Source organism: Aquamicrobium terrae, assembly GCF_040545735.1.
GTDB lineage: Bacteria > Pseudomonadota > Alphaproteobacteria > Rhizobiales > Rhizobiaceae > Mesorhizobium > Mesorhizobium terrae_A.
The window spans coordinates 357,435-383,191 of record NZ_JBEPML010000003.1; the positions used below are offsets into that span (position 1 = coordinate 357,435).

At 66.8% G+C, this 25,757-nt stretch carries 31 protein-coding genes, 1 other RNA gene and 1 riboswitch; of the genes, 17 read left to right on the forward strand and 15 right to left on the reverse strand.

The genetic code is table 11. The annotated features are described in order from the left end of the window. The first annotated feature begins 111 nt into the window (after positions 1-111). Entirely contained in the window at positions 112-903 is a 792-nt protein-coding gene (locus ABID37_RS06980) for a lysophospholipid acyltransferase family protein (RefSeq protein ID WP_354193497.1), read from the forward strand. Positions 904-916: 13 nt separating this feature from the next. On the opposite strand, the gene ABID37_RS06985 is transcribed toward ABID37_RS06980, so the two are convergent. After that, complete coding sequence (locus ABID37_RS06985) at positions 917-1,867, reverse strand: aldo/keto reductase (protein ID WP_354193498.1); 951 nt, start codon at positions 1,865-1,867, stop codon at positions 917-919. 102 nt (positions 1,868-1,969) lie between these two features. Next, positions 1,970-2,488, reverse strand: coding sequence for a gamma-glutamylcyclotransferase (locus tag ABID37_RS06990; protein WP_354193500.1), 519 nt, complete (start codon positions 2,486-2,488; stop codon positions 1,970-1,972). Between the two features lie 91 nt (positions 2,489-2,579). Here ABID37_RS06990 and ABID37_RS06995 point away from each other — a divergent pair, with 91 nt between their 5' ends. Then, the gene (locus ABID37_RS06995) at positions 2,580-3,575 is read left to right on the forward strand and encodes a DUF2125 domain-containing protein (RefSeq protein WP_354193501.1); all 996 of its coding nucleotides are present in this window, start codon (positions 2,580-2,582) and stop codon (positions 3,573-3,575) included. A 63-nt stretch (positions 3,576-3,638) separates the two neighbouring features. On the opposite strand, the gene ABID37_RS07000 is transcribed toward ABID37_RS06995, so the two are convergent. Then, on the reverse strand, positions 3,639-4,574 hold the full coding sequence (locus ABID37_RS07000; RefSeq protein ID WP_354193503.1) for a prephenate/arogenate dehydrogenase family protein: 936 nt from the start codon (positions 4,572-4,574) through the stop codon (positions 3,639-3,641). A 4-nt stretch (positions 4,575-4,578) separates the two neighbouring features. Beyond that, the gene (locus ABID37_RS07005) at positions 4,579-5,688 is read right to left on the reverse strand and encodes a pyridoxal phosphate-dependent aminotransferase (protein ID WP_354193505.1); all 1,110 of its coding nucleotides are present in this window, start codon (positions 5,686-5,688) and stop codon (positions 4,579-4,581) included. A 128-nt stretch (positions 5,689-5,816) separates the two neighbouring features. Beyond that, positions 5,817-5,895: riboswitch (SAM riboswitch) on the forward strand. A gap of 70 nt (positions 5,896-5,965) precedes the next feature. Here ABID37_RS07005 and ABID37_RS07010 point away from each other — a divergent pair. Beyond that, on the forward strand, positions 5,966-6,895 hold the full coding sequence (locus ABID37_RS07010; RefSeq protein ID WP_354193506.1) for a homoserine O-succinyltransferase: 930 nt from the start codon (positions 5,966-5,968) through the stop codon (positions 6,893-6,895). On the opposite strand, the gene ABID37_RS07015 is transcribed toward ABID37_RS07010, so the two are convergent. Then, entirely contained in the window at positions 6,892-7,671 is a 780-nt protein-coding gene (locus ABID37_RS07015; protein WP_354193507.1) for a class I SAM-dependent methyltransferase, read from the reverse strand. The genes ABID37_RS07010 and ABID37_RS07015 overlap by 4 nt on opposite strands. A gap of 128 nt (positions 7,672-7,799) precedes the next feature. Here ABID37_RS07015 and gloB point away from each other — a divergent pair, with 128 nt between their 5' ends. After that, complete coding sequence (gene gloB, locus ABID37_RS07020) at positions 7,800-8,567, forward strand: hydroxyacylglutathione hydrolase (RefSeq protein WP_354193508.1); 768 nt, start codon at positions 7,800-7,802, stop codon at positions 8,565-8,567. Here the strand turns inward: gloB and yddG are convergent. Both yddG and ABID37_RS07030 read right to left on the reverse strand, forming a co-directional pair. After that, the gene (yddG, locus tag ABID37_RS07025; protein ID WP_354193509.1) at positions 8,564-9,445 is read right to left on the reverse strand and encodes an aromatic amino acid exporter YddG; all 882 of its coding nucleotides are present in this window, start codon (positions 9,443-9,445) and stop codon (positions 8,564-8,566) included. The genes gloB and yddG overlap by 4 nt on opposite strands. Positions 9,446-9,472: 27 nt before the next feature. Further along, positions 9,473-10,270, reverse strand: coding sequence for a DUF3108 domain-containing protein (locus tag ABID37_RS07030; RefSeq protein ID WP_354193511.1), 798 nt, complete (start codon positions 10,268-10,270; stop codon positions 9,473-9,475). 239 nt (positions 10,271-10,509) lie between these two features. Here ABID37_RS07030 and rpmB point away from each other — a divergent pair, with 239 nt between their 5' ends. Then, positions 10,510-10,806: a 50S ribosomal protein L28 gene (gene rpmB / locus ABID37_RS07035; RefSeq protein ID WP_354193512.1), complete on the forward strand. Its 297-nt coding sequence runs from the start codon at positions 10,510-10,512 to the stop codon at positions 10,804-10,806. Between the two features lie 67 nt (positions 10,807-10,873). Continuing rightward, the gene (locus tag ABID37_RS07040; protein WP_354193514.1) at positions 10,874-11,551 is read left to right on the forward strand and encodes a queuosine precursor transporter; all 678 of its coding nucleotides are present in this window, start codon (positions 10,874-10,876) and stop codon (positions 11,549-11,551) included. A 6-nt stretch (positions 11,552-11,557) separates the two neighbouring features. Here the strand turns inward: ABID37_RS07040 and ABID37_RS07045 are convergent, their stop codons facing one another. Continuing rightward, positions 11,558-12,397, reverse strand: a complete 840-nt coding sequence (locus ABID37_RS07045) for an AAA family ATPase (RefSeq protein WP_354193516.1) — start codon at positions 12,395-12,397, stop codon at positions 11,558-11,560. A 166-nt stretch (positions 12,398-12,563) separates the two neighbouring features. Here ABID37_RS07045 and ssrS point away from each other — a divergent pair. The 4 genes from ssrS to ABID37_RS07065 all read left to right on the forward strand — a co-directional run bounded on the left by ssrS (position 12,564) and on the right by ABID37_RS07065 (position 15,198). Further along, positions 12,564-12,720, forward strand: a non-coding RNA gene (gene ssrS, locus ABID37_RS07050) — 6S RNA. A gap of 110 nt (positions 12,721-12,830) precedes the next feature. Then, entirely contained in the window at positions 12,831-13,439 is a 609-nt protein-coding gene (locus ABID37_RS07055; protein WP_354193518.1) for a 5-formyltetrahydrofolate cyclo-ligase, read from the forward strand. A 46-nt stretch (positions 13,440-13,485) separates the two neighbouring features. Further along, positions 13,486-14,310 (forward strand): TIGR00282 family metallophosphoesterase, encoded by an 825-nt coding sequence (locus tag ABID37_RS07060; protein ID WP_354193519.1) that lies wholly within the window; start codon positions 13,486-13,488, stop codon positions 14,308-14,310. A 120-nt stretch (positions 14,311-14,430) separates the two neighbouring features. Beyond that, positions 14,431-15,198 (forward strand): TerC family protein, encoded by a 768-nt coding sequence (locus ABID37_RS07065; protein ID WP_354193520.1) that lies wholly within the window; start codon positions 14,431-14,433, stop codon positions 15,196-15,198. A gap of 21 nt (positions 15,199-15,219) precedes the next feature. Here ABID37_RS07065 and ABID37_RS07070 read toward each other — a convergent pair whose 3' ends face one another. Next, a complete protein-coding gene (locus ABID37_RS07070) occupies positions 15,220-15,702 on the reverse strand; it encodes an SRPBCC domain-containing protein (protein ID WP_354193522.1) in 483 nt (160 codons plus the stop codon). A gap of 52 nt (positions 15,703-15,754) precedes the next feature. Here ABID37_RS07070 and ABID37_RS07075 point away from each other — a divergent pair, with 52 nt between their 5' ends. Continuing rightward, complete coding sequence (locus ABID37_RS07075; RefSeq protein ID WP_354193524.1) at positions 15,755-16,078, forward strand: ArsR/SmtB family transcription factor; 324 nt, start codon at positions 15,755-15,757, stop codon at positions 16,076-16,078. Positions 16,079-16,086: 8 nt separating this feature from the next. Here ABID37_RS07075 and ABID37_RS07080 read toward each other — a convergent pair whose 3' ends face one another. Beyond that, the gene (locus ABID37_RS07080) at positions 16,087-16,893 is read right to left on the reverse strand and encodes an MBL fold metallo-hydrolase (protein ID WP_354193526.1); all 807 of its coding nucleotides are present in this window, start codon (positions 16,891-16,893) and stop codon (positions 16,087-16,089) included. A 253-nt stretch (positions 16,894-17,146) separates the two neighbouring features. On the opposite strand from ABID37_RS07080, the gene ABID37_RS07085 reads away from it, so the two are divergent. Both ABID37_RS07085 and ABID37_RS07090 read left to right on the forward strand, forming a co-directional pair. After that, a complete protein-coding gene (locus tag ABID37_RS07085; protein WP_354193527.1) occupies positions 17,147-17,896 on the forward strand; it encodes a YebC/PmpR family DNA-binding transcriptional regulator in 750 nt (249 codons plus the stop codon). Next, the gene (locus tag ABID37_RS07090; protein ID WP_354193528.1) at positions 17,893-18,189 is read left to right on the forward strand and encodes an Rdx family protein; all 297 of its coding nucleotides are present in this window, start codon (positions 17,893-17,895) and stop codon (positions 18,187-18,189) included. Before ABID37_RS07085 ends, ABID37_RS07090 begins: the two co-directional genes overlap by 4 nt. Positions 18,190-18,403: 214 nt before the next feature. Here ABID37_RS07090 and rpmE read toward each other — a convergent pair whose 3' ends face one another. Beyond that, the gene (rpmE, locus tag ABID37_RS07095; RefSeq protein ID WP_354193529.1) at positions 18,404-18,625 is read right to left on the reverse strand and encodes a 50S ribosomal protein L31; all 222 of its coding nucleotides are present in this window, start codon (positions 18,623-18,625) and stop codon (positions 18,404-18,406) included. Between the two features lie 193 nt (positions 18,626-18,818). Between rpmE and ABID37_RS07100 the strand changes: the two genes are divergently transcribed. Further along, positions 18,819-20,618 carry an ABC transporter transmembrane domain-containing protein gene (locus ABID37_RS07100; RefSeq protein ID WP_354193530.1) on the forward strand — a complete coding sequence of 600 codons (1,800 nt, stop codon included), beginning with the start codon at positions 18,819-18,821 and terminating at the stop codon, positions 20,616-20,618. Positions 20,619-20,628: 10 nt separating this feature from the next. Here the strand turns inward: ABID37_RS07100 and ABID37_RS07105 are convergent, their stop codons facing one another. Continuing rightward, the gene (locus tag ABID37_RS07105) at positions 20,629-21,777 is read right to left on the reverse strand and encodes an amidohydrolase (RefSeq protein ID WP_354193532.1); all 1,149 of its coding nucleotides are present in this window, start codon (positions 21,775-21,777) and stop codon (positions 20,629-20,631) included. 11 nt (positions 21,778-21,788) lie between these two features. Beyond that, positions 21,789-23,273 (reverse strand): carboxypeptidase M32, encoded by a 1,485-nt coding sequence (locus tag ABID37_RS07110; RefSeq protein ID WP_354193534.1) that lies wholly within the window; start codon positions 23,271-23,273, stop codon positions 21,789-21,791. A 120-nt stretch (positions 23,274-23,393) separates the two neighbouring features. Here ABID37_RS07110 and ABID37_RS07115 point away from each other — a divergent pair, with 120 nt between their 5' ends. Genes ABID37_RS07115 through ABID37_RS07125 form a run of 3 tightly spaced genes read left to right on the forward strand, consistent with a single transcriptional unit; the run spans position 23,394 to position 24,732 of the window. After that, positions 23,394-23,708 (forward strand): ArsR/SmtB family transcription factor, encoded by a 315-nt coding sequence (locus ABID37_RS07115; RefSeq protein WP_354193536.1) that lies wholly within the window; start codon positions 23,394-23,396, stop codon positions 23,706-23,708. Continuing rightward, a complete protein-coding gene (locus ABID37_RS07120; RefSeq protein ID WP_354193537.1) occupies positions 23,705-24,061 on the forward strand; it encodes an SRPBCC family protein in 357 nt (118 codons plus the stop codon). Before ABID37_RS07115 ends, ABID37_RS07120 begins: the two co-directional genes overlap by 4 nt. A 44-nt stretch (positions 24,062-24,105) precedes the next feature. Further along, entirely contained in the window at positions 24,106-24,732 is a 627-nt protein-coding gene (locus tag ABID37_RS07125) for an ATP-dependent Clp protease proteolytic subunit (protein ID WP_354193539.1), read from the forward strand. Positions 24,733-24,801: 69 nt separating this feature from the next. Here the strand turns inward: ABID37_RS07125 and ABID37_RS07130 are convergent, their stop codons facing one another. Both ABID37_RS07130 and ABID37_RS07135 read right to left on the reverse strand, forming a co-directional pair. Then, positions 24,802-25,167 carry a hypothetical protein gene (locus ABID37_RS07130; RefSeq protein WP_354193541.1) on the reverse strand — a complete coding sequence of 122 codons (366 nt, stop codon included), beginning with the start codon at positions 25,165-25,167 and terminating at the stop codon, positions 24,802-24,804. A gap of 123 nt (positions 25,168-25,290) precedes the next feature. Beyond that, positions 25,291-25,757 (reverse strand): IS630 family transposase (locus tag ABID37_RS07135; protein WP_354193543.1); only part of this gene is annotated, 467 nt, incomplete at its 5' end.

Below are 25,757 nucleotides of genomic sequence, written 5' to 3' on the forward strand. Positions count from 1 at the left end.
ATCGGTCCCGGCCGCTCACGATATCGGCCCGTTTCCATTTTCGCGGCGCATGGTGTAACGAAGGCGCGCTTCACCTTCCGGAATTGCTCTGGTCCCAGGCTCATCTCGCCCATGCTCCATATCCGCTCGCTGGCCTTCAACTTCGTCTTCTATGCCAGCCTGATCTTCCAGATGCTGTTCTGGTCTCCCTATTACTTCCTGTCGCCGCGACACCGGGCGTGGTTCGTGCCGAAGTTCTGGTCGCGCTCCAGCCTGTGGCTGTACGAGAAGATCGCGCATACCCGAAGCGAGATCACCGGCCAGGAGAACCTGCCGGAAGGCTCCTTCATCCTGGCGCCCAAGCACCAGTCGTTCTGGGATGCGATCGCCTTCTTCCCCTTCCTGAAAGACCCGCTCTACATCCTCAAGCGGGAGCTGACCTGGATCCCGTTCTTCGGCTGGTACGTGCTCAAGATGCGCATGATCCCGGTCGACCGCGGCAGCCGCTCGAAGGCGCTGAAGGCGGTGAGCGCGGCCACCAGGGCCGAGATGGCACGCAATCCGCGCCAGCTCATCATCTATCCGGAAGGCACGCGGCGCGCGCCCGGCGACGTGCCGAACTACAAATGGGGCATCGTCGAGCTTTACACCCAGCTCGGCGTGCCGGTGGTGCCGGTCGCCCATGTCGCCGGGCTCTACTGGCCGCGCCGCAAGTTCCTGCGCTTTCCCGGCACCATCAAGGCGCGCTTCCTCGAGCCGATCCCGCCCGGGCTGGACAAGGAGGCGTTCATGAGCCGGCTGATCGCCGAGACCGAGGCGGCGTGCGATGCGCTGCTGATCGAGGCGGCGACGGGGCCGAACCCGCCGCCGATGCCGCCCACCGCCGCGCGGCGGCTGAAGGAACTGGGCGTCAGCGTGCCTTGACCTGCCTTGGCCCTCAGGGGGTGCTGGCCATGTCCAGCCTTCTCATGTCGGCATCGGCAAGCTCCAGCGAGACCGCCCCGATCAGGCTTTCGAGCTGGTCGAGCGAGGTCGCTGAGGCGATCGGCGCGCTGATGCCGGGCCGGGCCATGATCCAGGCCAGCGCCACCTGCGCCGGGGTTGCGCCGTGGCGGGCGGACACCTCGTCGAGGGCGGCGAGGATGCGCAGGCCGCGCTCGTTGAGATAGGCGGCGGCGGAACTGCCGCGCGGACTTTTGCCAAGATCGGCCTTGCTGCGGTACTTGCCCGAGAGGAAGCCCTTGGCCAGCCCGTAATAGCTGATGACGCCGATCTCCTTCGCCATGCACAGGTCGCGCAGCGGGCCCTCGAACTCGCCGCGGTCGTAGAGGTTGTAGCCGGGCTGCAACACCTCGTAGCGGGGCAGGTTGTGATGGTTGGCGGCATCGAGCGCGGCCTTCATCTGGCCGGCGTCGAGGTTGGAGGCGCCGACATGGCGCACCTTGCCCTTCTCGATCAGCCGCCGGTAGGCGCCGAGCGTCTCGGCATGGGTCACGGTCGGGTCCGGCCAGTGCGACAGGTAGAGGTCGATGACGTCGGTCCGGAGCCTTTTCAGCGAAGCGTCCACCGCCTTCTCGATATGGACCGGCGACAGGGAGACGCGGCCCTGGCCGATGTCTGACCCGACCTTGGTGATGATCACCACCTTGTCGCGCTTGCCGCTTTTCTTCAGCCAGTTGCCGATGATGGTCTCCGATTCGCCGCCGGAATTGCCGGGCGCCCAGCGCGAATAGACGTCTGCCGTGTCGATGGCGTCGAGGCCGGCATCGACGAAGCGGTCGAGCAATGCGAAGGACGTTTTCTCATCCGCCGTCCAGCCGAAGACATTGCCGCCGAAAACCAGCGGGGCGATCTCGAGATCGGTGCGGCCGAGCCTGCGCTTGTGCAAATCCTGTCTCCCTTCAAGAACGGCCGGCGGCAGCGGCCGGCGACGGCCCCAAGATAGGGTCGCCCGCCCGATTGCCAAGGACGACCGCTGCCCCGGCAGCCATCAATGGGCGATTCGCCGCTCCACGTCTTCCAGCCAATGGTCGCGTATGCCGAGCGCCTGCAGATGACGCACGGTGTTGGCCACATAGTCCTCGTTGGCGCCCGACTGGCCGGAGGCGCCGCGCACCATGGCGGCGGCCGCCGCCTCGTCCAGCGCCCCGGCATATTGGCGGTGGCGGCGGTCGGCCACATAGGCGACCGCCTCGGCGCGCTCGCCGCCCTCCAGCCAGACCGGCAACGTGCGCTCGATATAGACATTGTTGATCTGCTCGCGCTCGCGCAGATAGGCGATCACGTCATCGCGGGCACCAGTATCCACCCGGAAGGCCATGCCGACGCAGGAGCCGCCCCGGTCGAGCCCGAGCACGAGGCCCGGCCGCTCGGGCGTGCCGCGATGGACGTAGGAGTAGATGCACAGCGCGCGCCGATAGCCGTGGAGGCGGGCCCGGCGGGCCTCGACGAAATCGAAACCCGGCCGCCAGATCAGAGAGCCATAGCCAAAAACCCAAAAATCGCCCATATCGCCAGACCAGAGTGGGGCGCGGCCAAGGTCGCGCCGGGCAGCAGGAAGGGGGTCGTTCCCCCTGGCAACGGGTAGCGAGAGTGGCAGCATGACGTCAAGGGACGAGGCGCAACCGAAAAGGCGGCGGGGGCTGTTGTGGCTGGTGCTGTTCCTGGCCGTGCTGTTCGGGCTCTACAGCGCCGGCTGGTTCTATCTGGCGGACCGCATCCGGGGCGAGGCGCGGCAGACCATCGCCGAACTGGAACGGAAGGGCATCCGTTCCGATTGCACAAGGCTGCGGGTGGAAGGCTATCCGCTGCGGCTCGCCGTTTCCTGCAACAGCCTTGCCTATCAGGACGACGCCAGGGGCATCGCCGCGACCACCGGAGCGCTGGAGGCCAGCACCAGCATCCTGCGGCCGCTGGTGGCCGACGTGACGCTGCGCGGCCCGCTGCGCACGCTGGCGCCGGGGCTGGAGCCGCTGTGGCTGGACTGGGACCAGCTCGACATCCGCACCAGGCTGTCCCGATCGGTGCCGGACCAGCTTACCCTGACCGCCGCCGGGTTCTCGGGCCAGACCGACCCGGAGGACAGCGAGCCGGTGCCGCTTTTCAACGTCACCGACCTCGCGCTCGACCTGTGGCCCGACGGGGGCGACATCCTCTATCGCGGCAGCTTCGCCGAACTCGACATCACCGCCGACGCCTTGCAGGGCCGCAACGTGCCTTCGCTCGACGGGGCCGGCGAGGCGCGGCTGAAGAACGGCGTGGCCTTCCTCCGGTCGAGGCCGCGGAGCCTGCGCGGCCAGGCGCTGGACATCACCAATCTGGAACTGTCGTCGGGCGAGGCGCGTGTCGCCGTGTCCGGCCCGCTTGCCGTGGACGATACGGGCCTTATCGATGCCGATCTTTCGATCCGCATCACCAATCCGGAAGCGGTGGCCGAGGTGCTGGCCACGGCCGTGCCGGAGGAGGCGAAGCGAATCCGCCAGGGGTTCACCGCGCTCGCCATGATGGGCAAGCAGCCGACGATGCCGCTCAAGATCGTGCAGGGCAACGCCGTGCTGGGGTTCATTCCGCTGGGCAGGATCAAGCCGCTCGATTGAGCAGGAAAAAGGCCCGGCATGCAGAGGCATGCCGGGCCGTTTCGCCCATGTCCATGGCTGCCGTCAGGGCTTGGCCGGGTGCTCGATCGCCTGGCGGCCGAAGTCGGGCGCGTCGATTTCCTGGCCGGCCTCGATGATCGAGCGGCGCACGGCCCGGGTGCGGGTGAACAGGTCGAACAGCTTCTCGCCGTCGCCCCAGCGGATCGCCCTTTGCAGCGAGGCGAGGTCTTCGGAGAAGCGCGCCAGCATTTCGAGGATGGCGTCCTTGTTGTGCAGGCACACGTCGCGCCACATGGTCGGATCGGACGCGGCCAGGCGGGTGAAGTCGCGGAAACCGGAGGCGGAATATTTGATGACTTCCGATTTCGTCACCGTCTCCAGATCGTCGGCGGTGCCGACGATGTTGTAGGCGATGATGTGCGGCAGGTGCGAGACGATGGCCAGCGTCATGTCATGATGGTCGGCGTCCATCGTGTCGATGTTGGCGCCGCAGCGCCGCCAGAACTCCGACAGCGTCTGCAGCGCATCCGGGTCGGTGCCGGGCAGCGGCGTGAAGATGCACCAGCGGTTCTGGAACAGGTCGGGAAAGCCGGCGTCGGGGCCGGACTTTTCCGTGCCGGCCAGCGGGTGGCCGGGAATGAAGTGCACGCCTTCAGGCACATGCGGCTGCATCTGGGCGATCACCGAGGACTTGGTGGAGCCGACATCGGTGAGGATGGCGCCCTTCTTCAGCGCCGGCGCGATCTGCTTCGCCACGGCCTCGGAAGCCCCGACCGGCACCGAGACGACGATCAGATCGGCATCCTGCACCGCTTGTGCCGCATCGGTGGTGTAGCTGTCGCCGAGGCCGAGTTCCTCGGCCCGCTTCAGCGTCTCAGGGCTGCGGGTGGAAATGGCGATATGGCCGGCGAGCTTCTTTTCCCTTATCGCGCGGGCCAGCGACGAGCCGATGAGGCCGATGCCGACGAGGGCGATCTTCTCAAACATGGGTTCGGACATTTTCTCAACTTTTCAGGAATTCGGTCAGGGCGGCGACGACGCCGCGATTGGCTTCTTCGGTTCCGACTGTCATCCGCAGCGCGTTGGGAAAACCGTAGCCTGCAACGCGCCGCAGGATATAGCCGCGCGCGGTCAGATATTCGTCGGCGGCCGAAGCCGAATGCCTGCCGTTCTCCGGAAAATGAATGAGGATGAAATTGGTGACGCTGGGCGTTACCCTGAGCCCAAGCGCGGTCAGCTCCCTGGTCAGCCAGGGCAACCAGGTCTCGTTGTGGACGACCGAGTGCTCGACATGGGCGCGGTCGCGCACGGCGGCGGTGCCGGCGGCGATCGCCGTCGCGGTCACGTTGAAGGCGTCGCGCACGCGCTCGACGGCGTCGATGATGTGGGTGGGCGCATACATCCAGCCGATGCGCGCGCCGCCCAGGCCATAGGCCTTGGAGAAGGTGCGGGTCATGACCACGTTCTCGGCGCCGGCCACCAGCTCGACGCCTGCCTCGTAGTCGTTGCGGCGCACATATTCGGCATAGGCGGCGTCGAGGATCAGGACGACGTTCTTCGGCAGGCCGGCATGCAGGCGCCGCACCTCGTCGAAGGGGATGTAGGTGCCGGTCGGGTTGCCCGGATTGGCGAGGAACACCATGCGCGTCCTGTCGGTGACCCTGGACAGGATCGCATCGACATCGACGCGCTCGTCGGTCTCGGCGGCGATCACCGGGGTGGCGCCCGCCGCCATGATGGCGATGCGGTAGGCGAGGAAGCCGTATTGCGGGTAGATCGCCTCGTCGCCGGGAGCGAGATAGATGCGCGACAGGAGCGCCAGTGCCTCGTCCGAGCCGTTGAAGCACATGAGGTTGGCCATGTTCAGCCCATGCACCTCGGCGATGGCCTCGCGCAGGCGGGTCGACGATCCGTCAGGGTAGAATTCCAGCCGGCCCGCGACCTCGCGTGCCGCCTCGATGGCCTTCGGCGAAGCGCCGAGCGGGTTTTCGTTGGCGGAGAGCTTGTGCAGCTTCACGCCGGCGGGCGCCGCGCTCTTGCCCGGCACATAAGCCTCGATGTCCAGTATGCCGGCGCGGGGCTGGGGACGAGACTGTTCTTGTGCCGTGGTCATGTTCGAAGATCCGTTGGAAGCCGGGATGTTCCGGCGAGTGTGAGGGAAATACCCGCCGCGACCGGCATTGTCGAGGGCGAAGGCTTGGCACAGAGCATTGACGCGGGCCATGGCCGGTCATAGATAGGAACCCGTTCCGTGGTGATTTGGCCGGTCGGCTTGCAGCCACGTTAAAGAAGTCGCTAAAAAGGCCGAGGCTGACGAGCACGTCGGGACCGGCCGCGATTTCGCCGCCGGTCTTTTTGTTTGGAACCGGCCTTGTCTTGGAGTTTGTGCGATGCCGATCAAGATTCCCGATCAGCTCCCCGCCCGCGAGGTGCTCGTGCGCGAGGGGGTGTCCGTGATGGACGAGCGCACGGCGCTGCGCCAGGATATCCGCCCCTTGCAGATCGGCCTGCTCAACCTGATGCCGAACAAGATCCGCACCGAGACGCAGTTCGCGCGGCTGATGGGCGCCACGCCGCTCCAGGTGGAGCTGACGCTGGTGCGCATCGGCAACCACAGGGCCAAGAACACATCGGAGGAGCACCTGATCTCCTTCTACCAGACCTGGGAGGAGGTGCGGGAGCGCAAGTTCGACGGCTTCATCATCACCGGCGCGCCGATCGAGCTGCTGCCCTTCGAGGAGGTCACCTACTGGAAGGAGCTGGAGCGCATCTTCGGCTGGACGACCACCAACGTCCATTCCTCCTTCTTCATCTGCTGGGGGGCGATGGCGGCTGCGTGGCACTTCCACCGCATTCCGAAATACACGCTCGGGAAAAAGGCATTCGGCGTCTACCGGCACCGCAACCATGCGCCGGCCTCGCCCTATCTGGCAGGCTTCTCCGACGATTTCGCCATCCCCGTGTCGCGCTGGACGGAGGTGCGCAGCGCCGACATTCCCGCCGGCTCGGGCCTCGACCTGCTGATGGAATCGGATGTGACGGGCCCGTGCCTGCTGGCCGAGCCGACCGGCAACCGGCTCTACATGTTCAACCACATCGAATATGACTCCACCTCGCTCAAGGAAGAGTACGACCGCGACGTCGCCGCCGGCACCGCGATCGAGGTGCCGCATGAATACTATCCGGACAACGATCCGTCGCGGCCGCCGCTCAACCGCTGGCGCTCGCATGCCCATCTCCTGTTCGGCAACTGGCTGAACCAGGTCTACCAGACCACGTCCTTCGACCTGGACAAGGTCGGTCTTCCGAAGGCCGGCTAACCCGGCCTTTTCGGATTCGGGTCGCTGTTGGCGATGAAGCGCATGCCGAGGCTCGGCGCGCCCTGGGGCGACAGGACCGGCACGAAGACGCGGCGCGAGGCGCGTTGCGCCACCGGGATGCCCTGATAGAGGCGCTTTTGCGCCTCCACCGCGATGACGCCGGAGAAGATCGGCCACAACCGGCGGCCGCCGCTTTCGAGCAGGCCGTGCAGGCGCATCATGAAGCGGCGCCGCGAGGGCGGGAAGAACAGCCCGTCCGACCAGGCGGCCGGGGTGAAGTTGGCTTCCCGCAAAAGCTCGCCGAGCTGGCCGCGCGAATAGGGCCGGCCGGTGCCGAAGGGCGTGTGCTCGAAGCGGGCCCACACGCCGCGCCGGTTCGGCACGACGATGACGACGCGCCCGGCCGGCGACAGCACCCGCCAGATCTCGTTCAGCGTCTCGCGCGGGTTTTCCGCATGTTCCAGCGAATGGACCAGAAGCATGCGGTCGACCGAGGAATCCATCAGGGGCAGTTCCTCGTCGAACACCAGCGCCGTGGCGGCCGGGCCGGTCGCGGGCCAGATAACCGCGCCCTGCGTGGCCGGCATGAAGGCGAAGACGCGCTCGGCATCGGCCCCGAAGCGCTCCAGCCAGGGCAGCGCATAGCCCAGCCCCACCAGCCGCTCGTTCGGCACCTGCGCCCAGATCGACGACAGCGCCATGGTGATCGAACGCTCGGTGAGGCGGCCGAGCGGCGAGGCATAGAAGGAGCGCAGGTCGACGATGTCGGAATGCATGGAAAGCCTTTTTCCGGGTTCATCCGGACGGTAGCCGCTGCCGGTGCCGAGTTCAACAAAGCACCGGTCGTGAGGGGTGACAGGGGACCGGGCGCGGCCTATGTCAGGGGCGACAGAGGAGAAAGACGATGGCGATCGAGATCGAACAGTTCATGTGCCGGCAGGACAATTTCGGCGTGCTGATGCGCGATTCCGACAGCGGCGAGGTGGCGCTGATCGACGCGCCGGAGGAAGCGCCGATCCTCGCCGCTATCGAGCGCACCGGCTGGGTGCCGTCGCGCCTGTTCGTCACCCATCATCATGGCGATCACGTCGCCGCCAATCTGGCGCTGAAGGAGCGTTTCAAGCTGCGCATCGTCGGACCCGAGGCCGAGAAGGCGAAGATCCCCGGCATCGACGAGACGGTCGAGGACGGGTCGCGCATTCCCTTCGGGGGCGAGACCATCGAGGTCATCTTCACGCCGGGCCATACGGCAGGCCATGTCACCTACCACCTGCCGCAGGCGAAGGTGGCGTTCGCCGCCGACACGCTGTTCGCGCTCGGCTGCGGCCGTCTGCTGGAATGCGCGCCGCCGGTGATGTTCGCTTCGCTGAACAGGCTGGCGGCGCTGCCGGCCGACACGAAGGTCTATTGCGGCCATGAATACACGCTGGCCAATGCCCGCTTCGCGCTCACCGTCGATCCGGACAACGCCGCCTTGCAGGCGCGGGCGAAGAAGGTGGAAGCGCTGCGGGCCGAGAACAGGGCGACGCTGCCGACCACCATCGGCGCGGAGCTGGAAACCAATCCGTTCCTGCGCTGGAGCGATGCGGCGATCCGCAAGAACCTCGGCATGGAGAACGCGGCGGATGTCGAGGTGTTCGCCGAAATCCGCCGGCGCAAGGACAGTTTCTAGGCTCTGGCAGGCACTTTCCGGCGGAACAGCAGCGACTTGGCGGCCAGCACCGCGCCGCCGGTGATCAGCACGCAGGCGGCGAGGATGCGCCAGCTCGGCTCCGCGAAGCCGGTGGCGATCAGCACCAGCGTGGACAGCAGTGGCGCGGCGTAGCTGGCCGCGCCCAGCACCTGGATGTTGCCGCGCTTGACGCCGATGTCCCACGCGTAGAAGGCCGCGCCCACCGGCATCAGGCCGAGGCCGAGAACGGCCAGCCATTGGCCGGCATTGGCCGGAAGCACCGTTTCCTCAAGCATCAGGTGGCAGGCCAGCGACAGCACAGAGGTCGCCGCGCAGAACCATGTGACGACGGTGGTCGGCACCGAGGGGAAGCGCCGCGACAGCAGCGAATAGGCCGACCAGACCAGCGCGCAGACGCCGGCCATGGCGTAGCCGAAGGCATAGCTCGCGTCGAAGGAGAGGCCGCCGCCGCGGGTGACGATGAGGAAGGTGCCGGCAAGGCCGAGCAGGGCGCCGGCGACATGGTTCCAGGCGAGGCGCTCGCCCGGCATCAGCGCCGAGCCGATGACGATCAGCAGCGGCCATAGATAGGCGATGAGGCTGGCTTCCACCGCCGGCGCGTTGCGCAACGCGGTGAAGTAGAAGAAGTGATAGCCGAACAGGCCGGCAATGCCGATACCCCACACCAGAGGCGGAATGCGCGCCTTGTGCTGCGGCTGCGCCATGAACAGGCGCGCGACGAGCCCGACGCCGGTGCCGATGGCGAAGGTGATGGCCGAAAGCAGGAAGGGCGGCACGGTGCCCGAGGCATCGGTCAGCAGGGCCAGCAGCGCCCACATGGCGACCGCCGAAAAACCGATCAGTGTTGCGCGCCCCATCCCTTCCCCTCCCGGCGCGCCGGCCGCCTACCTCGCGGCCTCGAACCGCTGCGCGCTGATCGTGATCGTCCCGATCTGGGTGCCGATCGTTGCATGGATGGGGGCATATACACCGGTCTCGCCGACCGGGGCAAACGTGACCATGATGCGGCTGCGGTTCTTCAGGTAGTCGAGGGACTTCTTGCCCTTCCGGTAGCCGGCCACGGGCTGGAAGTTCATGCGACAGGTGACGGTGGGGCCCCTGTAGCCCTTCACGGAAATGTCGCCCCTGGAGACGAAGCTGAGCTTGAGGTTGGCGCGTATCTCGCCGTCATACATCTTCACCGTGCGCCCGCACACCTCGTCGGGCGTGTCGGCGCGCACCATGGTGGAGGCGATGGGATCGATGGCCCGCCGCAGATGCCCGTCGTCCAGCGCCACCCAGTCCTTGCCGCGCTTCCTCGGTTTCGGCTTGACCTCGGTGGAGGCGACCGTGCCATTGGCGAAGCGTATGTCGACCAGCGAGGGCTTCTTGCCGGAGGTGTATTCGGCGCGGAAGGCGCGCGGGGCGGGGCCGTTGCCGGTGATCCGGCCGGTGGCGGTCAGGGAGCCTTTGGTGTCGTCGAAGATGCGGCCGAGACCGGCGCTGTTGACGGAACCATTGATGTTGTAGGCGTCGCCGTCGTAAACGCTCCGGATGGAGGCGCGCGCGATCGGCAGCCCCAGATAGGTGACGCTGTAGTCCCCGCTGAAGGTTTGCGGGGCGGCGGCCGTCGCGGCAGGGAGCGCCAGCGCGGGCAACAGCAGGGCTGTGGCTGTAAGCCTGATGGAAAGCGGGCAAGGCATGGGTCGGGTTCCTTATGCTTCGAGCCGGACCAGCCGGCATGTCCCTTTCAGCCTGCATATAGGGCGAATTCCGGCCTTTCTAAGAAAGCTCTCGCCGCCAGCCCGCCAGCTTGCGCTTGACGCCCCGGCCAAATGCCACTATGGAACGCCGACTTTCCTTTAGGCCGCCTATCGGAGACCGCGCGCCGTATTGCGCGGGCACCTGGGTTTGGCCGGAACAAGAATCTGAAGGGTGCACCATGTCCCGCGCTTGCGAACTCACCGGCAAAGGCGTCCAGTCCGGCAACAACGTCAGCCACGCCAACAACAAGACCCGCCGCCGCTTCCTGCCCAACCTGGTCAACGTCACGCTGATCTCCGAGGCGCTGAACCAGAACGTGCGTCTGCGCATCTCCGCCGCCGCCCTGCGCTCGGTCGAGCATCGCGGCGGTCTCGACGCGTTTCTGGCCAAGGCCGACGAGGCCGAGCTGTCGCAGCGTGCGCGCCTGCTGAAGAAGCAGATCGCCAAGAAGACGGCCGAACAGCCGGCCGCCTGAGCCCTGATCTTGCGCGCCGCCGCCTGATGGCCGGCGCCGCACTGGTTCCATCACCCAGGTTAAAAAAATGAATTTCCTGCTTCGCTACCTGCCTTTCGTGGCCGCCATGGCGCTTGTCGTCGTGGCGTCGAACGTGCTTGTGCAGTTTCCCCTCGATGTCGAGCTGGCCGGCCTGTCGCTGGCCGACGTGCTGACCTGGGGCGCCTTCACCTATCCCTTCGCCTTCCTGGTCACCGACCTTGCCAACCGCCGCTACGGCCCCGTCGTGGCGCGGCGCATCGTCTTCATCGGCTTCATGGCGGCGGTCGCCTGCTCCATCGTCAGCCCGCCGCTGCTCTACAAGCTCGGCCTGATCGAATTCGACACGGCGGCCGCGCGGCTGGTGCGCATCGCCTGCGCTTCCGGCGCCGCCTTCCTCACCGCGCAGCTCCTCGACGTCGCCGTGTTCAACCGGCTGCGCCGGCAGAGCTGGTGGCGCGCGCCGATCTTCGGCACGCTGGCCGGCTCGGTTCTCGACACGCTGGTGTTCTTCTCGGTCGCCTTCGCCCCGGTCTTCGCCTTCCTCGGCCCGAACGAGCCTTTCGCGCTGGAACAGGCCCCGCTGATGGGCGCTTTCTCCATCGACGTGGTGCGCTGGGTGTCCTGGGCGGCGGGCGACTTCACGGTGAAGCTGGCCATCGCCGTCTTCGCGCTCATCCCCTACCGGCTGATGGTGCTGCGCTGGAGCCGGCCGCTGGCGGCGTAAACTCCGTCAGGCGTTGCGCCTTGCCATGAAGGCGAGGCGCTCGAACAGGTGCACGTCCTGCTCGTTCTTCAAAAGCGCGCCGTGCAGGCGGGGCAGGGCGTTCTTCGCTTCACCGCGCAGATCCTCAGGCGCGACATCGTCGGCCACCAGCAGCCTGATCCAGTCCAGCGCCTCGGAGGTCGACGGCTTCTTCTTCAGGCCCGGCACCTCGCGGATCTCGAAGAACTGCGCAAGTGCTGCCTCGACCAGCCGCTTCCTGATGCCCGGATAGTGCACGTCGACGATGCGGGCCAGCGTGTCGATGTCGGGGAAGCGGATATAATGGAAAAAGCAGCGGCGCAGGAAGGCGTCGGGCAGTTCCTTCTCGTTGTTGGAGGTGATGATGACGATGGGCCGCTGCACGGCGCGGATCGTCTCGCCGGTCTCGTAGACGAAGAACTCCATGCGGTCGAGTTCCTGCAACAGGTCGTTGGGGAACTCGATGTCGGCCTTGTCGATCTCGTCGATGAGCAGCACGACCTTCTTTTCAGAGGCGAATGCCTCCCACAGCTTGCCGCGGCGGATGTAGTTCCTGATGTCGTTGAAGCGGTCGTCGCCGAGCTGGCTGTCGCGCAGGCGCGACACCGCATCATATTCGTAGAGCCCCTGCTGGGCCCTGGTGGTGGACTTCACGTTCCACTCGATCAGCTCGAGGTCGAGGGCCGCCGCCACCTGCCTTGCCAGCTCGGTCTTGCCTGTGCCGGGCTCGCCCTTGACCAGCAGCGGGCGCTCCAGCGCGATGGCGGCGTTGACCGCAACCATCAGATCCTTGTCGGCGACATAGGCCGAGGTGCCTTCGAAGCGCATAGTCGTCCTTTCCAGCCTGTTTTGCCGGCCAGCATCTGTTGCCGGGATGTAGCCGTTCCGCGGCCGTATGCCAAGACAAGCGGCTATCGGGAGGGTGTGACAGGAAAAGTTGCCGGCCTGCATGGCGGCGCTGGCAACGCGCCGCAGTTGGCCCTATATTGCGCATGACGGTCTGCGCTTCCCGGCAGGAGAGACATATCCCCGGGGCCTTATCGATCTCGAAGGGAGCTGTCCCTGGCCGGGCCCGTGGGCCCGGACATATGGCGCCCACCTACTTTGTAGGTTCCCGGGATCGACTTCTCCACCGGTTGCGTGGATCGTCGCCTGGCTCATGGCCCCGTTGCGCTCCCGTGTTCTTTCGGCTTCCTGCCTACCGGCATCGAATGTCGCAGTCGAAACCCCGCCGCATCCCTTTCTCCCGCATGGTCCGTGCATGATGTCCGCCAAAGAACACAAGAATTCCGTTCGCCTCGAGGCCCTGGCGCGGCGCGATGCGCTCGATCCCACCTTGCGCATCGAGATGTCGCTGCGCGTCGCCGAGATCGGTGCGCCCGCCATCCACTTCACGCCCGGCACCATCGTCTCGGGCTTCCTGCCGATCCGTTCGGAGATCGACCTGAGGCCGCTGATGTTCGCCCTCCGCGAAAAGGGGGCGCGGCTGTGCGTGCCGGCGGTTCTCGACCGGGAAACCATCGTCTTTCGCGAACTGGAGCGCCGCGCCGAGCTGGTCCAGACCGGCTTCGGCACGGTCGGGCCGGGCCCGGAGGCCACGGTGCTCGATCCGCAGATCATCCTTCTGCCGCTGGCGGCCTTCGATGCGCGCGGCCATCGGCTGGGCTACGGCGCCGGCCATTACGACCGCGCCGTGGCGCGGCTGCATGCCAGAGGCTTGAAACCGCGCCTGATCGGCACCGCCTTCGAATGCCAGAAGGTGGCGAGGGTGCCGGACGAGGGCCACGACATCGCCCTCGACGAGGTTCTGACCGAAAACGGCCTGCACCGGTTCCGCAAGGCCGACAATCTCGACACCGTCTCCATGTGAACGGCGGGAATTCCACTCGGCGGAAAAATGCTCTAGAAGCCCTGCCATGCGACTTCTTTTTCTCGGCGACATGGTCGGCAAGTCCGGCCGCACGGCGGTGTGGCAACAGCTTCCCGGCCTCATCTCGGATTTCCGGCTCGACTTCGTCATCGTCAATGGCGAGAACGCGGCCGGCGGCTTCGGCATCACCGAGGAAATCTTCCACGCCACCATCGAGGCCGGTGCCGATGTGGTGACCACCGGCAACCATGTCTGGGACCAGCGCGACGCGCTGAATTTCGCGCCGCGCGAGGACCGCTTCCTGCGGCCCGCCAACTTCCCCAAGGGCACGCCCGGCAAGGGCTCTGGCCTCTACACGGCCCGCAACGGGGCGCGCGTCATGGTCGCCAACATCATGGGCCGGGTGTTCATGCATCCCGAGCTCGACGATCCGTTCCAGGCCGGCGAGCAGGAGCTGGCGGCCTGTCCGCTCGGCGAGCAGGCGGATGCGGTGGTGATCGACTTCCACGCCGAGGCGACAAGCGAGAAGATGTGCTTCGCCCATTTCGTCGACGGGCGCGCCTCGCTGGTGGTCGGCACCCACACCCACCAGCCGACCGCCGACCACCAGATCCTCAATGGCGGCACCGCCTATCTCTCCGATGCCGGCATGTGCGGAGACTATGATTCCTCGCTCGGCATGGACAAGGAGGAGCCGCTCAACCGCTTCCTCTCCAAGGTGCCGAAGGGGCGCTTCGAGGCGGCCAGCGGCCCGGCCACGCTGTGCGGTGTGGGCGTCGACATTTCCGACCGCACGGGGCTTGCCGAGCGGATCGGGCCGTTCCGGCGGGGGCCGCGACTGGAAGAGGCGGTTCCCTCGTTCTGGCTCTGAAGGCGACAGAACCCCCGAGGCGGAAAAACCGGCCGAGCAAAAAAATTTCGCCGCGACATTGAAGGGCGGCAGGGTCGCCACTAACTTCTTGCGACCCTTCCGTTGGAGACAGCCGCCCGAATGCTGGACGTGATCGCCCCCCATTTCGACTGGTTGAGCAACCCGACCGCATGGGTCGCCCTTTTGACATTGGTGGTGCTGGAGATCGTTCTCGGCATCGACAATCTGATCTTCATCTCCATCCTGACCAACAAGCTGCCGCCCGAGCACCGGGTGATGGCGCGCAGGCTGGGCATCGGCGCCGCGCTCATCATGCGGCTTCTGCTGCTGGCCACCATCTCCTTCATCGTCAGGCTGACCAATCCGGTGTTCACCCTGTTCGACCACGGCTTTTCGTGGCGCGACATGATCCTCATCGCCGGCGGCCTGTTCCTGGTGTGGAAGGCGACCAAGGAAATCCATCACTCGGTCGATCCGGGCGCCGACAAGAGCGAGATGATCGGCCAGACGCTGCAGGTCTCGCTGGTCGGCGCGATCTTCCAGATCCTGCTGCTCGACCTCGTCTTCTCGATCGACTCCATCATCACCGCCGTCGGCATGACCGACGAGATCGCCATCATGTACATCGCCGTGATCGTCGCGGTCACGGTCATGCTGCTGGCCGTCAACCCGCTGTCGGCCTTCATCGAGAAGAACCCGACCATCGTCATGCTGGCGCTGGGCTTCCTGCTGATGATCGGCATGACGCTGATCGCCGACGGCATGGGCTACCATGTGCCCAAGGGCTACATCTACGCCGCCATGGGTTTCTCGGCCATGGTCGAGGGCCTCAACATGCTGGCGCGGCGGCGCAAGGCGCACAAGCCGGGCGGCGCCGGCCCGCACTGAGCGGGCCGCCCGCCGCCGCGTCTACTTGCTGTCGGAAGTCGGCAGCTCGCCGCGCATCTCGCTCGGGTAAAAGCCTTCGCGCAGGTTGATGCCGTATTCGACATAGGCCTTCATGCAGGACAGCATTTGCGACCAGCCCTCGCAATTGCCGTAGGAGGCCTTGCGCCCCTGCTCGTCCTCGCGCCAGCCGGATTCGGCGATGGTGACGAAGGTGCCGCCGTCCTCCAGAGGCTCGAAGCCCATCTCGATGCGGGTCTTGTAGGCTGGTTGGCCGTCGGTGGCCTCGGCGTCCCAGCGCAGCACGATGCGTTCGTCGGGCACCACCTCGTCGACCTCGACCGGAACGGTCTTCCACCACGTCACCGTGGTGCCGGCCACCAGCGGCGCGCTGGCGCCGCCGAGCGTGGTGAAATAGCCGGACAGCTTGGCCGGATTGACGACGGCGTCGAACACCTCGGCGACCGGCTTGCCGATGCGCCCTGAAACGCGAAATTTGATGGACATATCCACAACTCCTTCCCTTGAAGGCAGGAATAATATGTTATAAAAACATAACATGTCAACCGAAGCTCAGGACGATCGTGTTTTCAAGGCCTTGGCCCATCCGCGCCGGCGGCTGATGCTGGATGCGCTGAAGGACGGGGCGAAGACCACCGGCGCGCTGTGCGAGGCGTTCGACGACATGGACCGCTGCACGGTGATGCAGCACCTGAAGGTGCTGGAGGAGGCCGGGCTGGTGGTGGCGCGGCGCGAGGGGCGCGAGCGCTGGAACCATCTCGACGCCTTGCCGATCAAGCGCATTCACGACCGCTGGATCAGCGAATATGCCGGCCATGCGCTGAGCATCCTCGACCGCCTCAAGGGCGACCTCGACGGTTAGGCCTGGCCTCAGACGCCCTTCAGCACGATGATGGTGCGCTGCCGCGGCAGGGTGCGCAGCGAGACGGTCAGCGAGGAGCTGTCGCGGAAATCGACGGCGAAACCCGGCCCCATGCGGCCGGTGAAGGCGCCGATCGGTGTGGAATGCCGGTGCATGGGCAGGATGATGGAGGAACTCAGCCGCTCGGCGATCTCGCTCATGGCGTCGAGGGAGAGCGTCATGCCGCCGTCGATCGGCGCCATCACCACGTCGAGGCGGCCGATGGCGCCGTAATGGGCGTCGGCCAGCCGGACATGGAGGTGGCCGAGATGGCCGATGCACAGGCCGGCGACCTCGAAGATGAAGATGGAGTTGCCGTCGCGCTCCAGGTCGCCGCCCCAGGTGCGGATGTCGGTGGGCACGTTGCGGATATAGACGTCGCCGACGCCGAGCGCGTGGCGGGCCGGCCCGCCCTGCGGGTTCCAGCCGCGCAGCACATGGGCGATGCCCGGTTCCGGCATCTCGGTGTAGTGGGTACGGTGCGCCTTGTTCATGGTGACCACGTCGGGCAACGGGTCGGAGCCATAGGCACCGCTGTAGTCGGTGGCGATGCGCACGCCGCCCGGCGTCTCGATGACATAGGTCGAGTGGCCGGCATAGGTGATGCGCACCTCGCCTTCGCTTTCGGCCTGGGCCGGGGTGAAGCCGGCATAGGTGGCCATGGGCAAGGCCTGGGCGATGGCCAGGCAGCGCGACGGCGCGCCCTGCTGGGCCAAGGCGGGGGTCGTGAGCCAGAACAGTCCGAGGCAGGCGAGCAACTGGCGCAGGACCGGCATTGTCGTCTCCATGGCGGCAGGCGCCAACTATGACCGCCTGCCGGTGGGCTTCCAGTCACGTTTTCGCGACCGGGGCGGGCGCTCCGGCTGGACGAATTGCCCTGTTTTCTCTATAAGCCTGCCATTCCGGCATCGGTTCCCCAGGGCGGAATCCGGCTTGCGGACCATCCGATGCTTCATCAGACAATCAGGTCCGGTCCCGGGCGTTCAGGCCCGCCGCGATCCGGATGCCGTCAAGCACCACAGGAGTCCCATGGCCGGCCATTCACAGTTCAAGAACATCATGCATCGCAAGGGCCGCCAGGACGCGATGCGCTCGAAAATGTTTTCCAAGCTGGCGCGCGAGATCACCGTCGCTGCCAAGCAGGGCATGCCCGACCCGGCGATGAACCCGCGCCTGCGCCTTGCGATCCAGAACGCCAAGGCCGAGTCCATGCCCAAGGACAACATCCAGCGCGCCATCAACAAGGCGTCGGGCGGCGACAGCGAGAATTACGAGGAAGTGCGCTACGAGGGCTACGGTCCCGGCGGCGTGGCGGTGATCGTCGAAGCGCTGACCGACAACCGCAACCGCGCCGCCTCCAATGTGCGCGCCGCCTTCACCAAGGCCGGCGGGTCGCTGGGCGAAACGGGCTCGGTGTCGTTCATGTGGGACCGCATCGGCGAGATTGTCTATCCGGCTTCCGCCGGCAGCGCCGACGCCATCATGGAAGCGGCCATCGAGGCCGGTGCCGAGGACGTGGAATCCGACGAGGAGAACCACACCATCTATTGCGCCTTCGAGGACATGGGCGACGTCTCCAAGGCGCTCGAGGCCGCGCTTGGCGAGGCCAATTCCGTCAAGGCGATCTGGCGGCCGCAGAACACCGTTCCGGTGGACGAGGACCGCGCCCAGTCGCTGATGAAGCTCGTCGCCGTCCTCGAGGACGATGACGACGTGCAGAACGTCTACGCCAATTTCGAGGTCGACGAAGAAACGCTGGCCAAGCTCAGCGCCGCATGAGCGAACAGGGCAAGCCCCGCATCGTCATCACCTACTGCACGCAGTGCCAATGGCTGCTGCGTGCGGGCTGGATGGCGCAGGAGCTGTTGTCCACCTTCGGTCCCGAACTCGGCGAAGTGGCGCTGGTGCCCGGCACCGGCGGCGTCTTCACCATCACCTGCCAGGGCGAGCTGATCTGGGAGCGCAAGCGCGACGGCGGTTTCCCCGACGCTGCCCGCCTCAAGCAGCTCGTGCGGGACGTGATCGACCCGGAACGCGACCTCGGCCACTCCGACCGCAAGCCGCAGGGCTGATCTGACCCCATAGAACCTTTCGAGTTTTGCCGGAAACGGCCCCTCACCCTCACCCTTACCCTCTCCCCGCACCCTCTCCCCGCCTGCGGGGAGAGGGCGGTGCCAGCGTTGCGGACGGCATCCTTCTCCCCGCTTGCGAGGAAAAGGTCCCGGCAGGGCCAACAAAAAAACCCGCCTCGAGGGCGGGTTTTTCGTTTTGAACCAGCGCTGCGGCTTAGATGCCGAGATTGGCGAACTTGTTCTTGAACTTCGACAGGCGGCCGCCGCGGTCGAGCAGGGTCTGCTGGCCGCCGGTCCAGGCCGGGTGCGTGGTCGGGTCGATGTCGAGGTTCATCGTGTCGCCTTCCTTGCCCCAGGTCGAACGGGTCATGTACTCGGTGCCGTCGGTCATCACGACCTTGATGGTGTGGTAATCGGGATGGATATCTGCCTTCATCGCTCTCGTCCTGGCTGGCGGGGACGGCGGCCCTGCGGCGATGCGCCCCTTTTTAAAACTCGAAGCCGCAGCTATTCAAAAAAGCCGCGGCCTCTAAAACGGTCGGCGTGCCTATACATCAACCGGAATTGAATCACAAGGTCGCGCCGACGCATAATGGCAGCGGCCAAAGGGCAAGAGGGACCCCGCAATCATGGCGCAAACGGAGAGCGCGGACGCGCGCAGGCGTTCGCTCAAACCGCTGAGGCGGCTTTTCCCCTATATCGGCTCCTATCGGGGGCTGGTGATGGGCGCGCTGCTGTCGCTGGTGCTGGCGGCGGTGACGACGCTGGCGCTGCCGCTGGCCGTGCGGCGCATGATCGACCACGGCTTCACCAGTGCCGACACGACCTTCGTTTCCAACTATTTCGCCATGCTCCTGGGCATGGCCGCGCTTCTGGCGCTGGCCTCGGCGGGGCGCTACTATTTCGTCATCACGCTGGGCGAGCGGGTGGTGTCGGACCTGCGCCGCGACGTATTCACGCATCTGACGACGCTGTCGCCGTCCTTCTTCGACCGGGTGCAGTCGGGCGAGATCGTCTCGCGCCTCGCCGCCGATACCACGCGGATCAAGTCCGCCGTCGGCGCCACCGCCTCGGTGGCGCTGCGCAACCTCATCCTCGGCCTCGGGGCGCTGGCCATGATGGTGGTGACCAGCCCCAAGCTCTCGGGTCTCGTCATTGCCGCCATTCCGCTGATCGTGGTGCCGCTGGTCGCCTTCGGGCGTTCGGTGCGCGGCCGCTCGCGCGCCGCACAGGATATGCTGGCCGCCGCCAACGCCTATGCCGGCGAGCAGATCGGCGCGGTGCGCACGCTGCAGGCCTTCACCAACGAGGCGCTGGTCACGTCCCGCTTCCGGGCGGCGGTCGAGGCGGCCTTCCAGGCCGCGCGGGCGTCCGTCCTGGCGCGTGCCCTGCTCACCTTCGTGGCGATCTTCATCATCTTCGCCTCGGTGGTGGCGGTGCTGTGGTTCGGCTCGCGCGACGTGCTGACGGGGGCGATGTCGCCCGGCACGCTCGGCCAGTTCCTGCTCTATTCGGTGTTCGCCGCCGGCGCGCTCGGCGCGCTGTCGGAAGTGTGGGGCGAGCTTTCGCAGGCGGCGGGCGCGGCCGAACGGCTGACCGAGCTTCTGGCGGAGGAGCCCGGCATCAAGGCGCCGCTCGATCCGAAGCCGATGCCGGTGCCGGCGCGCGGCGAGATCGCCTTCGACCGGGTTTCCTTCGCCTATCCGGCAAGTCCCGACCGCTCGGCGCTGCATGAGCTCAGCTTCACCATCCGGCCCGGCGAGACGGTGGCGATCGTCGGCCCGTCCGGGGCCGGCAAGACCACCGTGTTCTCGCTGCTCCAGCGCTTCTACGACGTCGACGGCGGCGCCATCGGCGTGGACGGGATCGATCTGCGCGAGGCCGACCCGCAGGCGCTGCGCGCCCGCATGGCCATCGTGCCGCAGGACGTGACCATCTTCGCCGCCAGCGTGCGCGACAACATCGCCTTCGGCCGCCCCGGCGCTTCCGACGCCGAGATCGAGGCGGCGGCGCGAGCGGCGCAGGCTGAGGAATTCATCCTCAGGCTGGGGCGCGGCTACGACACCGAAGTGGGCGAGCGCGGGGTGACGCTGTCGGGCGGCCAGCGCCAGCGCATCGCCATCGCCCGCGCCATCCTGCGCGACGCGCCGATCCTGCTGCTGGACGAGGCGACCTCGGCGCTCGACGCCACCAGCGAGACGCTGGTGCAGGAGGCTCTGGCCGGCCTGATGCGGGCGCGCACCACGCTTGTCATCGCCCATCGGCTGGCGACGGTCCTGGAAGCCGACCGCATCCTGGTCATGGACGACGGCCGTATCGTCGAGGAGGGCACGCACCGTTCCCTCGTCGCCAAAGGCGGCCTCTATGCCGAGCTCGCCCGCCTCCAGTTCGACGCCGGAGCGGGCGCGCTGGAAGGCGCGGCCGAATAGCGAGGCCCGTTCACCCCAGAAGGTTGCGCGCGGTGCGCATGAAGATACGCGCCCCGATGGCGATCAGGTCGTCGGGGAAGTCGTAGTCGGGATTGTGCAGGTTCGGCCGGTCGGTGCCCGAACCGAGATAGAACATCGCCGATTTCGAGCTATGGCCGAAAATGCCGAAATCCTCCGAGGCGCGCATCGGCAGCTCGGCCCCGTCATGGGGCACGCCCTCGGCATCGAGCGCCGCCGCCAGATGCGCGACCGCTTCAGGCTCGTTCAGGCTGGCGACGAAGATCTCGTGATAGTCGAAGCCGCATTGAAGACCGTGGGCCTCGGCCTCCTCGCGCACCAACGCTTCGGCTGCGGCACATAGATCGGCCATGCGGGCATCGAGCCGCGTGCGCAAGGTCGCGCGGATCTCCGCCTGGCCGGGGGCGACGCCGAACACCGGCTCGCCCATGCGTACATGGGTGACGGTCGCCATGGCGAACTCGTCGCTGGTGAACGAGTTGCCGCCCAATGCGGCCAGCCGCGGCATCAGCCGGCTCACCGCAGTCATCGGGGAAATCCCGCTTTCCGGCATCGAGGAATGGGCGGTCCTGCCTTGCAGCGTGATGCGCATGCCGCGCGAGGCGCAGTTGACGACGCCTTCGCGCAGCCGGACATGGCCGAGCGGGGTGCCGGGCAGGTTGTGCAGCGAGAAGGCGAAATCGGGGCGGATCGCCGCGTAGCGCGGGTCGGCGACCACACCGGCCGCGCCGTCTCCGGTTTCCTCGGCCGGCTGGAACATCAGCACGACGCGGCCCTTTGCCGGTCGCTGCCGCCCGAACAGGCGGCCGAGTGCGGCGATGATCGCCATATGGCCGTCATGGCCGCACATGTGGCCCTTGCCCTCGACAGCCGAACGGTGCGGAATGTCCGAAATCTCGGCGATGGGAAGCGCATCCAGCTCGGCGCGGAACAGCAGGGTCTGGCCAGGCTGGCCGCTGTCGTAGACGAAGGCCGCGCCATGGCCGCCCAGCCCGGTCAGCACCTCGTCCGCCCCGGTATCGGCCAGAAAGGAAACGACCCGCTTCGCCGTCTCCTTCTCCTCGTTGGAGATTTCCGGGAAGCGGTGCAGTTCGCGGCGGAAGGCGACGAGGTCTTCGATGTCCTGATTGGTGAGGTCCATGGCGAGTTGTCCTAGCTGCCGTAGCGTTTTTGCAGATGGGCGATGAAGTGGCGCGCGTCGAGCTTTTCGCCGGTGGCGCGCTGCATCAGTTCCGGCGTCGACCAGCGCGAGCCTTGCGACCAAATGCGGGTGCGGCGCCAGTCGTTGACGGTGGAGAAATCGCCTCCGGCGATTGAGTCATCGGTGTCGGGATGGTCGCGGACCAGCGCCGCCCATTGCTGCGCCGCCATCATGGCGCCCAGCGTATAGGAGGGGAAATAGCCGAAGGCGCCGCCCGGCCAGTGCACGTCCTGCATCGGGCCGTCGGCCGGGTTGTCGAGGGTCGACAGGCCGAGGCAGTCGCGCATGCCGGCGTCCCACGCGTCCGGCAGGTCGGCCACCTCCAGCCTGCCGGCAACGAGGTCCTGCTCCAACTCGTAGCGCAGGATGACGTGCAGCGGGTAGGTCACCTCGTCGGCATCGACGCGGATCAGCCCGCGCTCGACCTGATGGACATGGGGCAGGATGTCGTCCAGCGACCAGTTTTCGCCGAGATGCCTGTCCACCACCGGCAGGGCCCAGCGCCAGAAGGCGGGGTTGCGGCCGATCTGCTTTTCCACGAACAGGCTCTGGCTCTCATGGATGGCCATGCCGCGCGCCTTGCCGAGCGGCCAGTGCGACCAGTCCTGCGGCAGGTTCTGCTCGTAGAGGGCATGGCCGGTCTCGTGCAATATGCCCATCAGCGCCGACAGGAACTCGGTGGTGCGGTAGCGCGTGGTGATGCGCACGTCGCTCGGCACGCCGCCGCAGAACGGATGGTGCGACACCGACAGGCTGCCGCGCGTCAGGTCGAAGCCGACCGCCTCCATCATGGCGAGGCCCAGCCCCCGCTGCCTGTCGACCGGATAGGTGCCGGACAGCGGCTTCAGGGGGCGCTTTGCCCGGCGTTCGGCCTGCATGTCGAGCGCCTGCGGCACGAAATCCTTCAAGAACGTCTTCAGTTCGGCAAAGACCGGGGTGATGTCGGCGGCGCGGTTGCCGGGGTCGTATTGCTCCATCAGCGCATCGTAAGGGGAAAGGCCGAGCGCTTCGGCGCGCATGGCGGCTTCCTCGCGCACCAGCGCGACCACCCCTTCCAGCGCCGGCTGGAAGCTCGTCCAGTCACCCTTGGCGCGCAGGTCGCGCCACAATTGCTCGCAGCGCAGGCGCGCCGCCGTCTGGCGCTCGACGAACTCGGCCGGCAGGCAGGTGAGGTTGGTGTGGTGGCGCCTGAACTCGCGCAGCGCCGCCGCCTGCTCCTCGCTGAGCGCCTCTTTCCCGGCAGCGTCGATCCAGTCGGCGATCTCGGGCGCCGTCGCCTGCCGGTGGTACATGCCCGAAAGCATCGCCATGGCCTCGGCACGCTTGTCGCCGCCGCCCACCGCCATGTGGGTGGCCTCGTCAGCGCCCAGTATGGCGAGCGCATGTTCGAGCGCTTCGAGCCGGCGGCAAAGGTCGTCGAGCTTCTGGAAGGACATCGGACAATCCTGATTGGCCTGATTCTGTGTGCCGTGCAGGGGACAGGAATGCGCAGCAACTGGCAAGAGGCTCGACGAAGGGTGTTGCCAATCACATAAGTGTGTGCTTATGTGATTGGCATGAACGAGAACGAGATATTCCGGGCGCTGGCCGATCCGACCCGCCGCGCGATCTTCGAGAAGCTGGCGGCCGGCGGCATGAACGCCAGCGCCCTGCGCGAGGGCATGGAGATCAGCCAGCCGGCGATGTCGCAGCATCTTGGCGTGCTGCGCAACGCCCGGCTGGTGCGCGAGGAGCGGCAGGGGCGCTTCGTCAACTATGAGGTCGACCCCGAGGGGCTGGCGCTGATGGCGCGCTGGATGGCGAAATACCGCAACTACTGGCCGGCGCGCATCGACGCCCTCAGGGACCTGCTGAAGGATATGGACCAATGAGCGACGCAACCACCGCAGATCAGGACACCGGCATCGAACTCGAATACCAACTCGATGCACCGCCGCAGAAGGTCTGGCGGGCGATCAGCATGCCGGAGTTCCGCCAGAACTGGCTGCCCGGCGAGGACCTGGCCGATCCGCAGGCCGAGTCCGTGACGCCGGGCGAGGAGGTCCGCTACCGGATGCGCGAAAGCACGCCGCCTTTCCTCGAGAGCCTGGTCACGTTCCGCATCGCCGCCAATGGCGGGGGCGGAACCAGCCTGCGCATCATCCACCGGCTGACGGATGCGCGGCGGGACCATGCGGCAAGGGCGGCGAACGGCAACGGCCTGCCCCTCATGCGCGCGGCCTGACGGCTTTCAACCTTTTCTGAAACCCTGAACATTGGAGTTCGCCGATGCGCGAAACGATGCAACTCGTCCCCATGGTCGTGGAACAGTCGAGCCGCGGGGAGCGGTCGTTCGACATCTATTCGCGGCTGCTGCGCGAAAGGATCATCTTCGTCAATGGCGAGGTGAACGACACGGTTTCCGCACTGGTCTGCGCGCAGATGCTGTTCCTGGAATCCGAGAACCCGAAGAAGCCGATCCATCTCTACATCAACTCGCCGGGCGGCGTGGTGACCAGCGGCTTCGCGATGTACGACACCATGCGCTACATAAGGGCGCCGGTGCACACGCTGTGCATGGGCACGGCCCATTCCATGGGCTCGTTCCTGCTGATGGCGGGCGAGCCCGGCCACCGCGCCGCCCTGCCCAATGCGAGCCTGCTCGTCCACCAGCCCTCGGGCCGCTTCCAGGGGCAGGCGTCGGACATCTTCATCCATGCCGAAGCGATCCAGCGCACCAAGCGCCGCATGACGCGGCTCTATGCCGAGCATTGCGGGCGCACCTACGAAGAGGCCGAACGCGCGCTCGACCGCGATCATTTCATGAGCGTGGAGGAAGCGGTGGAATGGGGCCTGATCGACCGCATCCTGCATATGCGGGGCGAGGACGGGGAAGAAAACGCCGGCGGCAACTGACCGGTTCGCAATGCCTGGCGGGGCGGGGGCAAAGTGCCCCGCACCCCGCAAGATCCACCGGCCGGCGGATCAGTAGGTGAATGTGGCCACCTTGCCGGACAGGTGCTCGACCCGCTGGAGCAGCTGGTCATACTGGCCGGCGGGAATCCGGCCATGATCGGCGGCCGCCACGGCCGTGGTCTCCTTGCGGATGTCGCGCGCGTCGGCCCTCAGCGTCCGTGCCTCGGCCGGGGTGATCGACCGGTCGCGCAGGTCAGCCGAGATGCCGTCGCCGATGCTGCCCAACTGGTCGAGGATCACCTTTTGATGCGAGACGGTGGCCGGATGGGGCAGCGCCATCGGGGCCGCGTCATCGGCGGAGGCGAAGGCGCCGGCCAGCGGGGCGGCGGCGAGGGCTGCGGCAAGGGCGAGGGTGGGACAGGAGAAAGAGCGCATCGGGGCGTCTCCTTGTGACTGGGAGGTCGTGCCTCCCGAACGGACCGTCCGGTTCCGTCGCGTCGCGGGCTGCAAGGCCGCCGGCGGTTCCCGGTCCGTGAGGCAAGCTAGAGCGCGTCCGGTTTAATTTGGGTCATATCCTGCGGCCTTGAAGTAATTGGCGCATTCGGCGGGCGTAAAGAGTTCGATGATGGAGCCGAGGGTGTTCCAGAGGGCGGTGATGGTCCGCTCGGCCTTTGCCCGCATCAGCGCCTTCAGCTTGGCGAATGCGTTTTCAATGGGATTGAAGTCAGGGCTGTAGGGCGGCAGAAACAGAAGCGTTGCGCCTGCCGTCTCGATCGCGTCGCGAACGCCTGCGGCTTTGTGAGCGGGCAGATTGTCCATGACGACGACATCGCCTGGCGCGAGCGTGGGAACCAGCACCTGCTCGACATAGGCGCGGAACACGTTACCGTTCATCGCGCCATCGTAGACGAAGGGTGCGGTCATGCCGGACAGCCGCAGCGCGCCGGTGAAGGTGGTGGTCTTCCAATGGCCGTGCGGCACGCCGGCCCGGCAGCGCTCACCGCGAGGGGCACGACCACGCAGCC

What these genes read in the sequence shown, in the direction of transcription:
- ABID37_RS07110 (WP_354193534.1), bottom strand. Translation starts at nt 23,273, where the DNA reads ATGTCCTTCCAGAAGCTCGACGACCTTTGCCGCCGGCTCGAAGCGCTC.
- ABID37_RS07065 (WP_354193520.1), top strand. Translation starts at nt 14,431, where the DNA reads ATGCTGGACGTGATCGCCCCCCATTTCGACTGGTTGAGCAACCCGACC.
- ABID37_RS07045 (WP_354193516.1), bottom strand. Translation starts at nt 12,397, where the DNA reads ATGCGCTTCGAAGGCACCTCGGCCTATGTCGCCGACAAGGATCTGATG.
- yddG (WP_354193509.1), bottom strand. Translation starts at nt 9,445, where the DNA reads ATGGGGCGCGCAACACTGATCGGTTTTTCGGCGGTCGCCATGTGGGCG.
- ABID37_RS07055 (WP_354193518.1), top strand. Translation starts at nt 12,831, where the DNA reads ATGATGTCCGCCAAAGAACACAAGAATTCCGTTCGCCTCGAGGCCCTG.
- ABID37_RS07000 (WP_354193503.1), bottom strand. Translation starts at nt 4,574, where the DNA reads ATGTCCGAACCCATGTTTGAGAAGATCGCCCTCGTCGGCATCGGCCTC.
- ABID37_RS07070 (WP_354193522.1), bottom strand. Translation starts at nt 15,702, where the DNA reads ATGTCCATCAAATTTCGCGTTTCAGGGCGCATCGGCAAGCCGGTCGCC.
- ABID37_RS07030 (WP_354193511.1), bottom strand. Translation starts at nt 10,270, where the DNA reads ATGCCTTGCCCGCTTTCCATCAGGCTTACAGCCACAGCCCTGCTGTTG.
- ABID37_RS07120 (WP_354193537.1), top strand. Translation starts at nt 23,705, where the DNA reads ATGAGCGACGCAACCACCGCAGATCAGGACACCGGCATCGAACTCGAA.
- rpmB (WP_354193512.1), top strand. Translation starts at nt 10,510, where the DNA reads ATGTCCCGCGCTTGCGAACTCACCGGCAAAGGCGTCCAGTCCGGCAAC.
- ABID37_RS07040 (WP_354193514.1), top strand. Translation starts at nt 10,874, where the DNA reads ATGAATTTCCTGCTTCGCTACCTGCCTTTCGTGGCCGCCATGGCGCTT.
- ABID37_RS07130 (WP_354193541.1), bottom strand. Translation starts at nt 25,167, where the DNA reads ATGCGCTCTTTCTCCTGTCCCACCCTCGCCCTTGCCGCAGCCCTCGCC.
- ABID37_RS07105 (WP_354193532.1), bottom strand. Translation starts at nt 21,777, where the DNA reads ATGGACCTCACCAATCAGGACATCGAAGACCTCGTCGCCTTCCGCCGC.
- ABID37_RS07085 (WP_354193527.1), top strand. Translation starts at nt 17,147, where the DNA reads ATGGCCGGCCATTCACAGTTCAAGAACATCATGCATCGCAAGGGCCGC.
- ABID37_RS06980 (WP_354193497.1), top strand. Translation starts at nt 112, where the DNA reads ATGCTCCATATCCGCTCGCTGGCCTTCAACTTCGTCTTCTATGCCAGC.
- ABID37_RS07090 (WP_354193528.1), top strand. Translation starts at nt 17,893, where the DNA reads ATGAGCGAACAGGGCAAGCCCCGCATCGTCATCACCTACTGCACGCAG.
- gloB (WP_354193508.1), top strand. Translation starts at nt 7,800, where the DNA reads ATGGCGATCGAGATCGAACAGTTCATGTGCCGGCAGGACAATTTCGGC.
- ABID37_RS06990 (WP_354193500.1), bottom strand. Translation starts at nt 2,488, where the DNA reads ATGGGCGATTTTTGGGTTTTTGGCTATGGCTCTCTGATCTGGCGGCCG.
- ABID37_RS07080 (WP_354193526.1), bottom strand. Translation starts at nt 16,893, where the DNA reads ATGCCGGTCCTGCGCCAGTTGCTCGCCTGCCTCGGACTGTTCTGGCTC.
- ABID37_RS07075 (WP_354193524.1), top strand. Translation starts at nt 15,755, where the DNA reads ATGTCAACCGAAGCTCAGGACGATCGTGTTTTCAAGGCCTTGGCCCAT.
- ABID37_RS07125 (WP_354193539.1), top strand. Translation starts at nt 24,106, where the DNA reads ATGCGCGAAACGATGCAACTCGTCCCCATGGTCGTGGAACAGTCGAGC.
- ABID37_RS07010 (WP_354193506.1), top strand. Translation starts at nt 5,966, where the DNA reads ATGCCGATCAAGATTCCCGATCAGCTCCCCGCCCGCGAGGTGCTCGTG.
- ABID37_RS07060 (WP_354193519.1), top strand. Translation starts at nt 13,486, where the DNA reads ATGCGACTTCTTTTTCTCGGCGACATGGTCGGCAAGTCCGGCCGCACG.
- ABID37_RS06995 (WP_354193501.1), top strand. Translation starts at nt 2,580, where the DNA reads ATGACGTCAAGGGACGAGGCGCAACCGAAAAGGCGGCGGGGGCTGTTG.
- rpmE (WP_354193529.1), bottom strand. Translation starts at nt 18,625, where the DNA reads ATGAAGGCAGATATCCATCCCGATTACCACACCATCAAGGTCGTGATG.
- ABID37_RS07100 (WP_354193530.1), top strand. Translation starts at nt 18,819, where the DNA reads ATGGCGCAAACGGAGAGCGCGGACGCGCGCAGGCGTTCGCTCAAACCG.
- ABID37_RS07115 (WP_354193536.1), top strand. Translation starts at nt 23,394, where the DNA reads ATGAACGAGAACGAGATATTCCGGGCGCTGGCCGATCCGACCCGCCGC.
- ABID37_RS07005 (WP_354193505.1), bottom strand. Translation starts at nt 5,688, where the DNA reads ATGACCACGGCACAAGAACAGTCTCGTCCCCAGCCCCGCGCCGGCATA.
- ABID37_RS07015 (WP_354193507.1), bottom strand. Translation starts at nt 7,671, where the DNA reads ATGCATTCCGACATCGTCGACCTGCGCTCCTTCTATGCCTCGCCGCTC.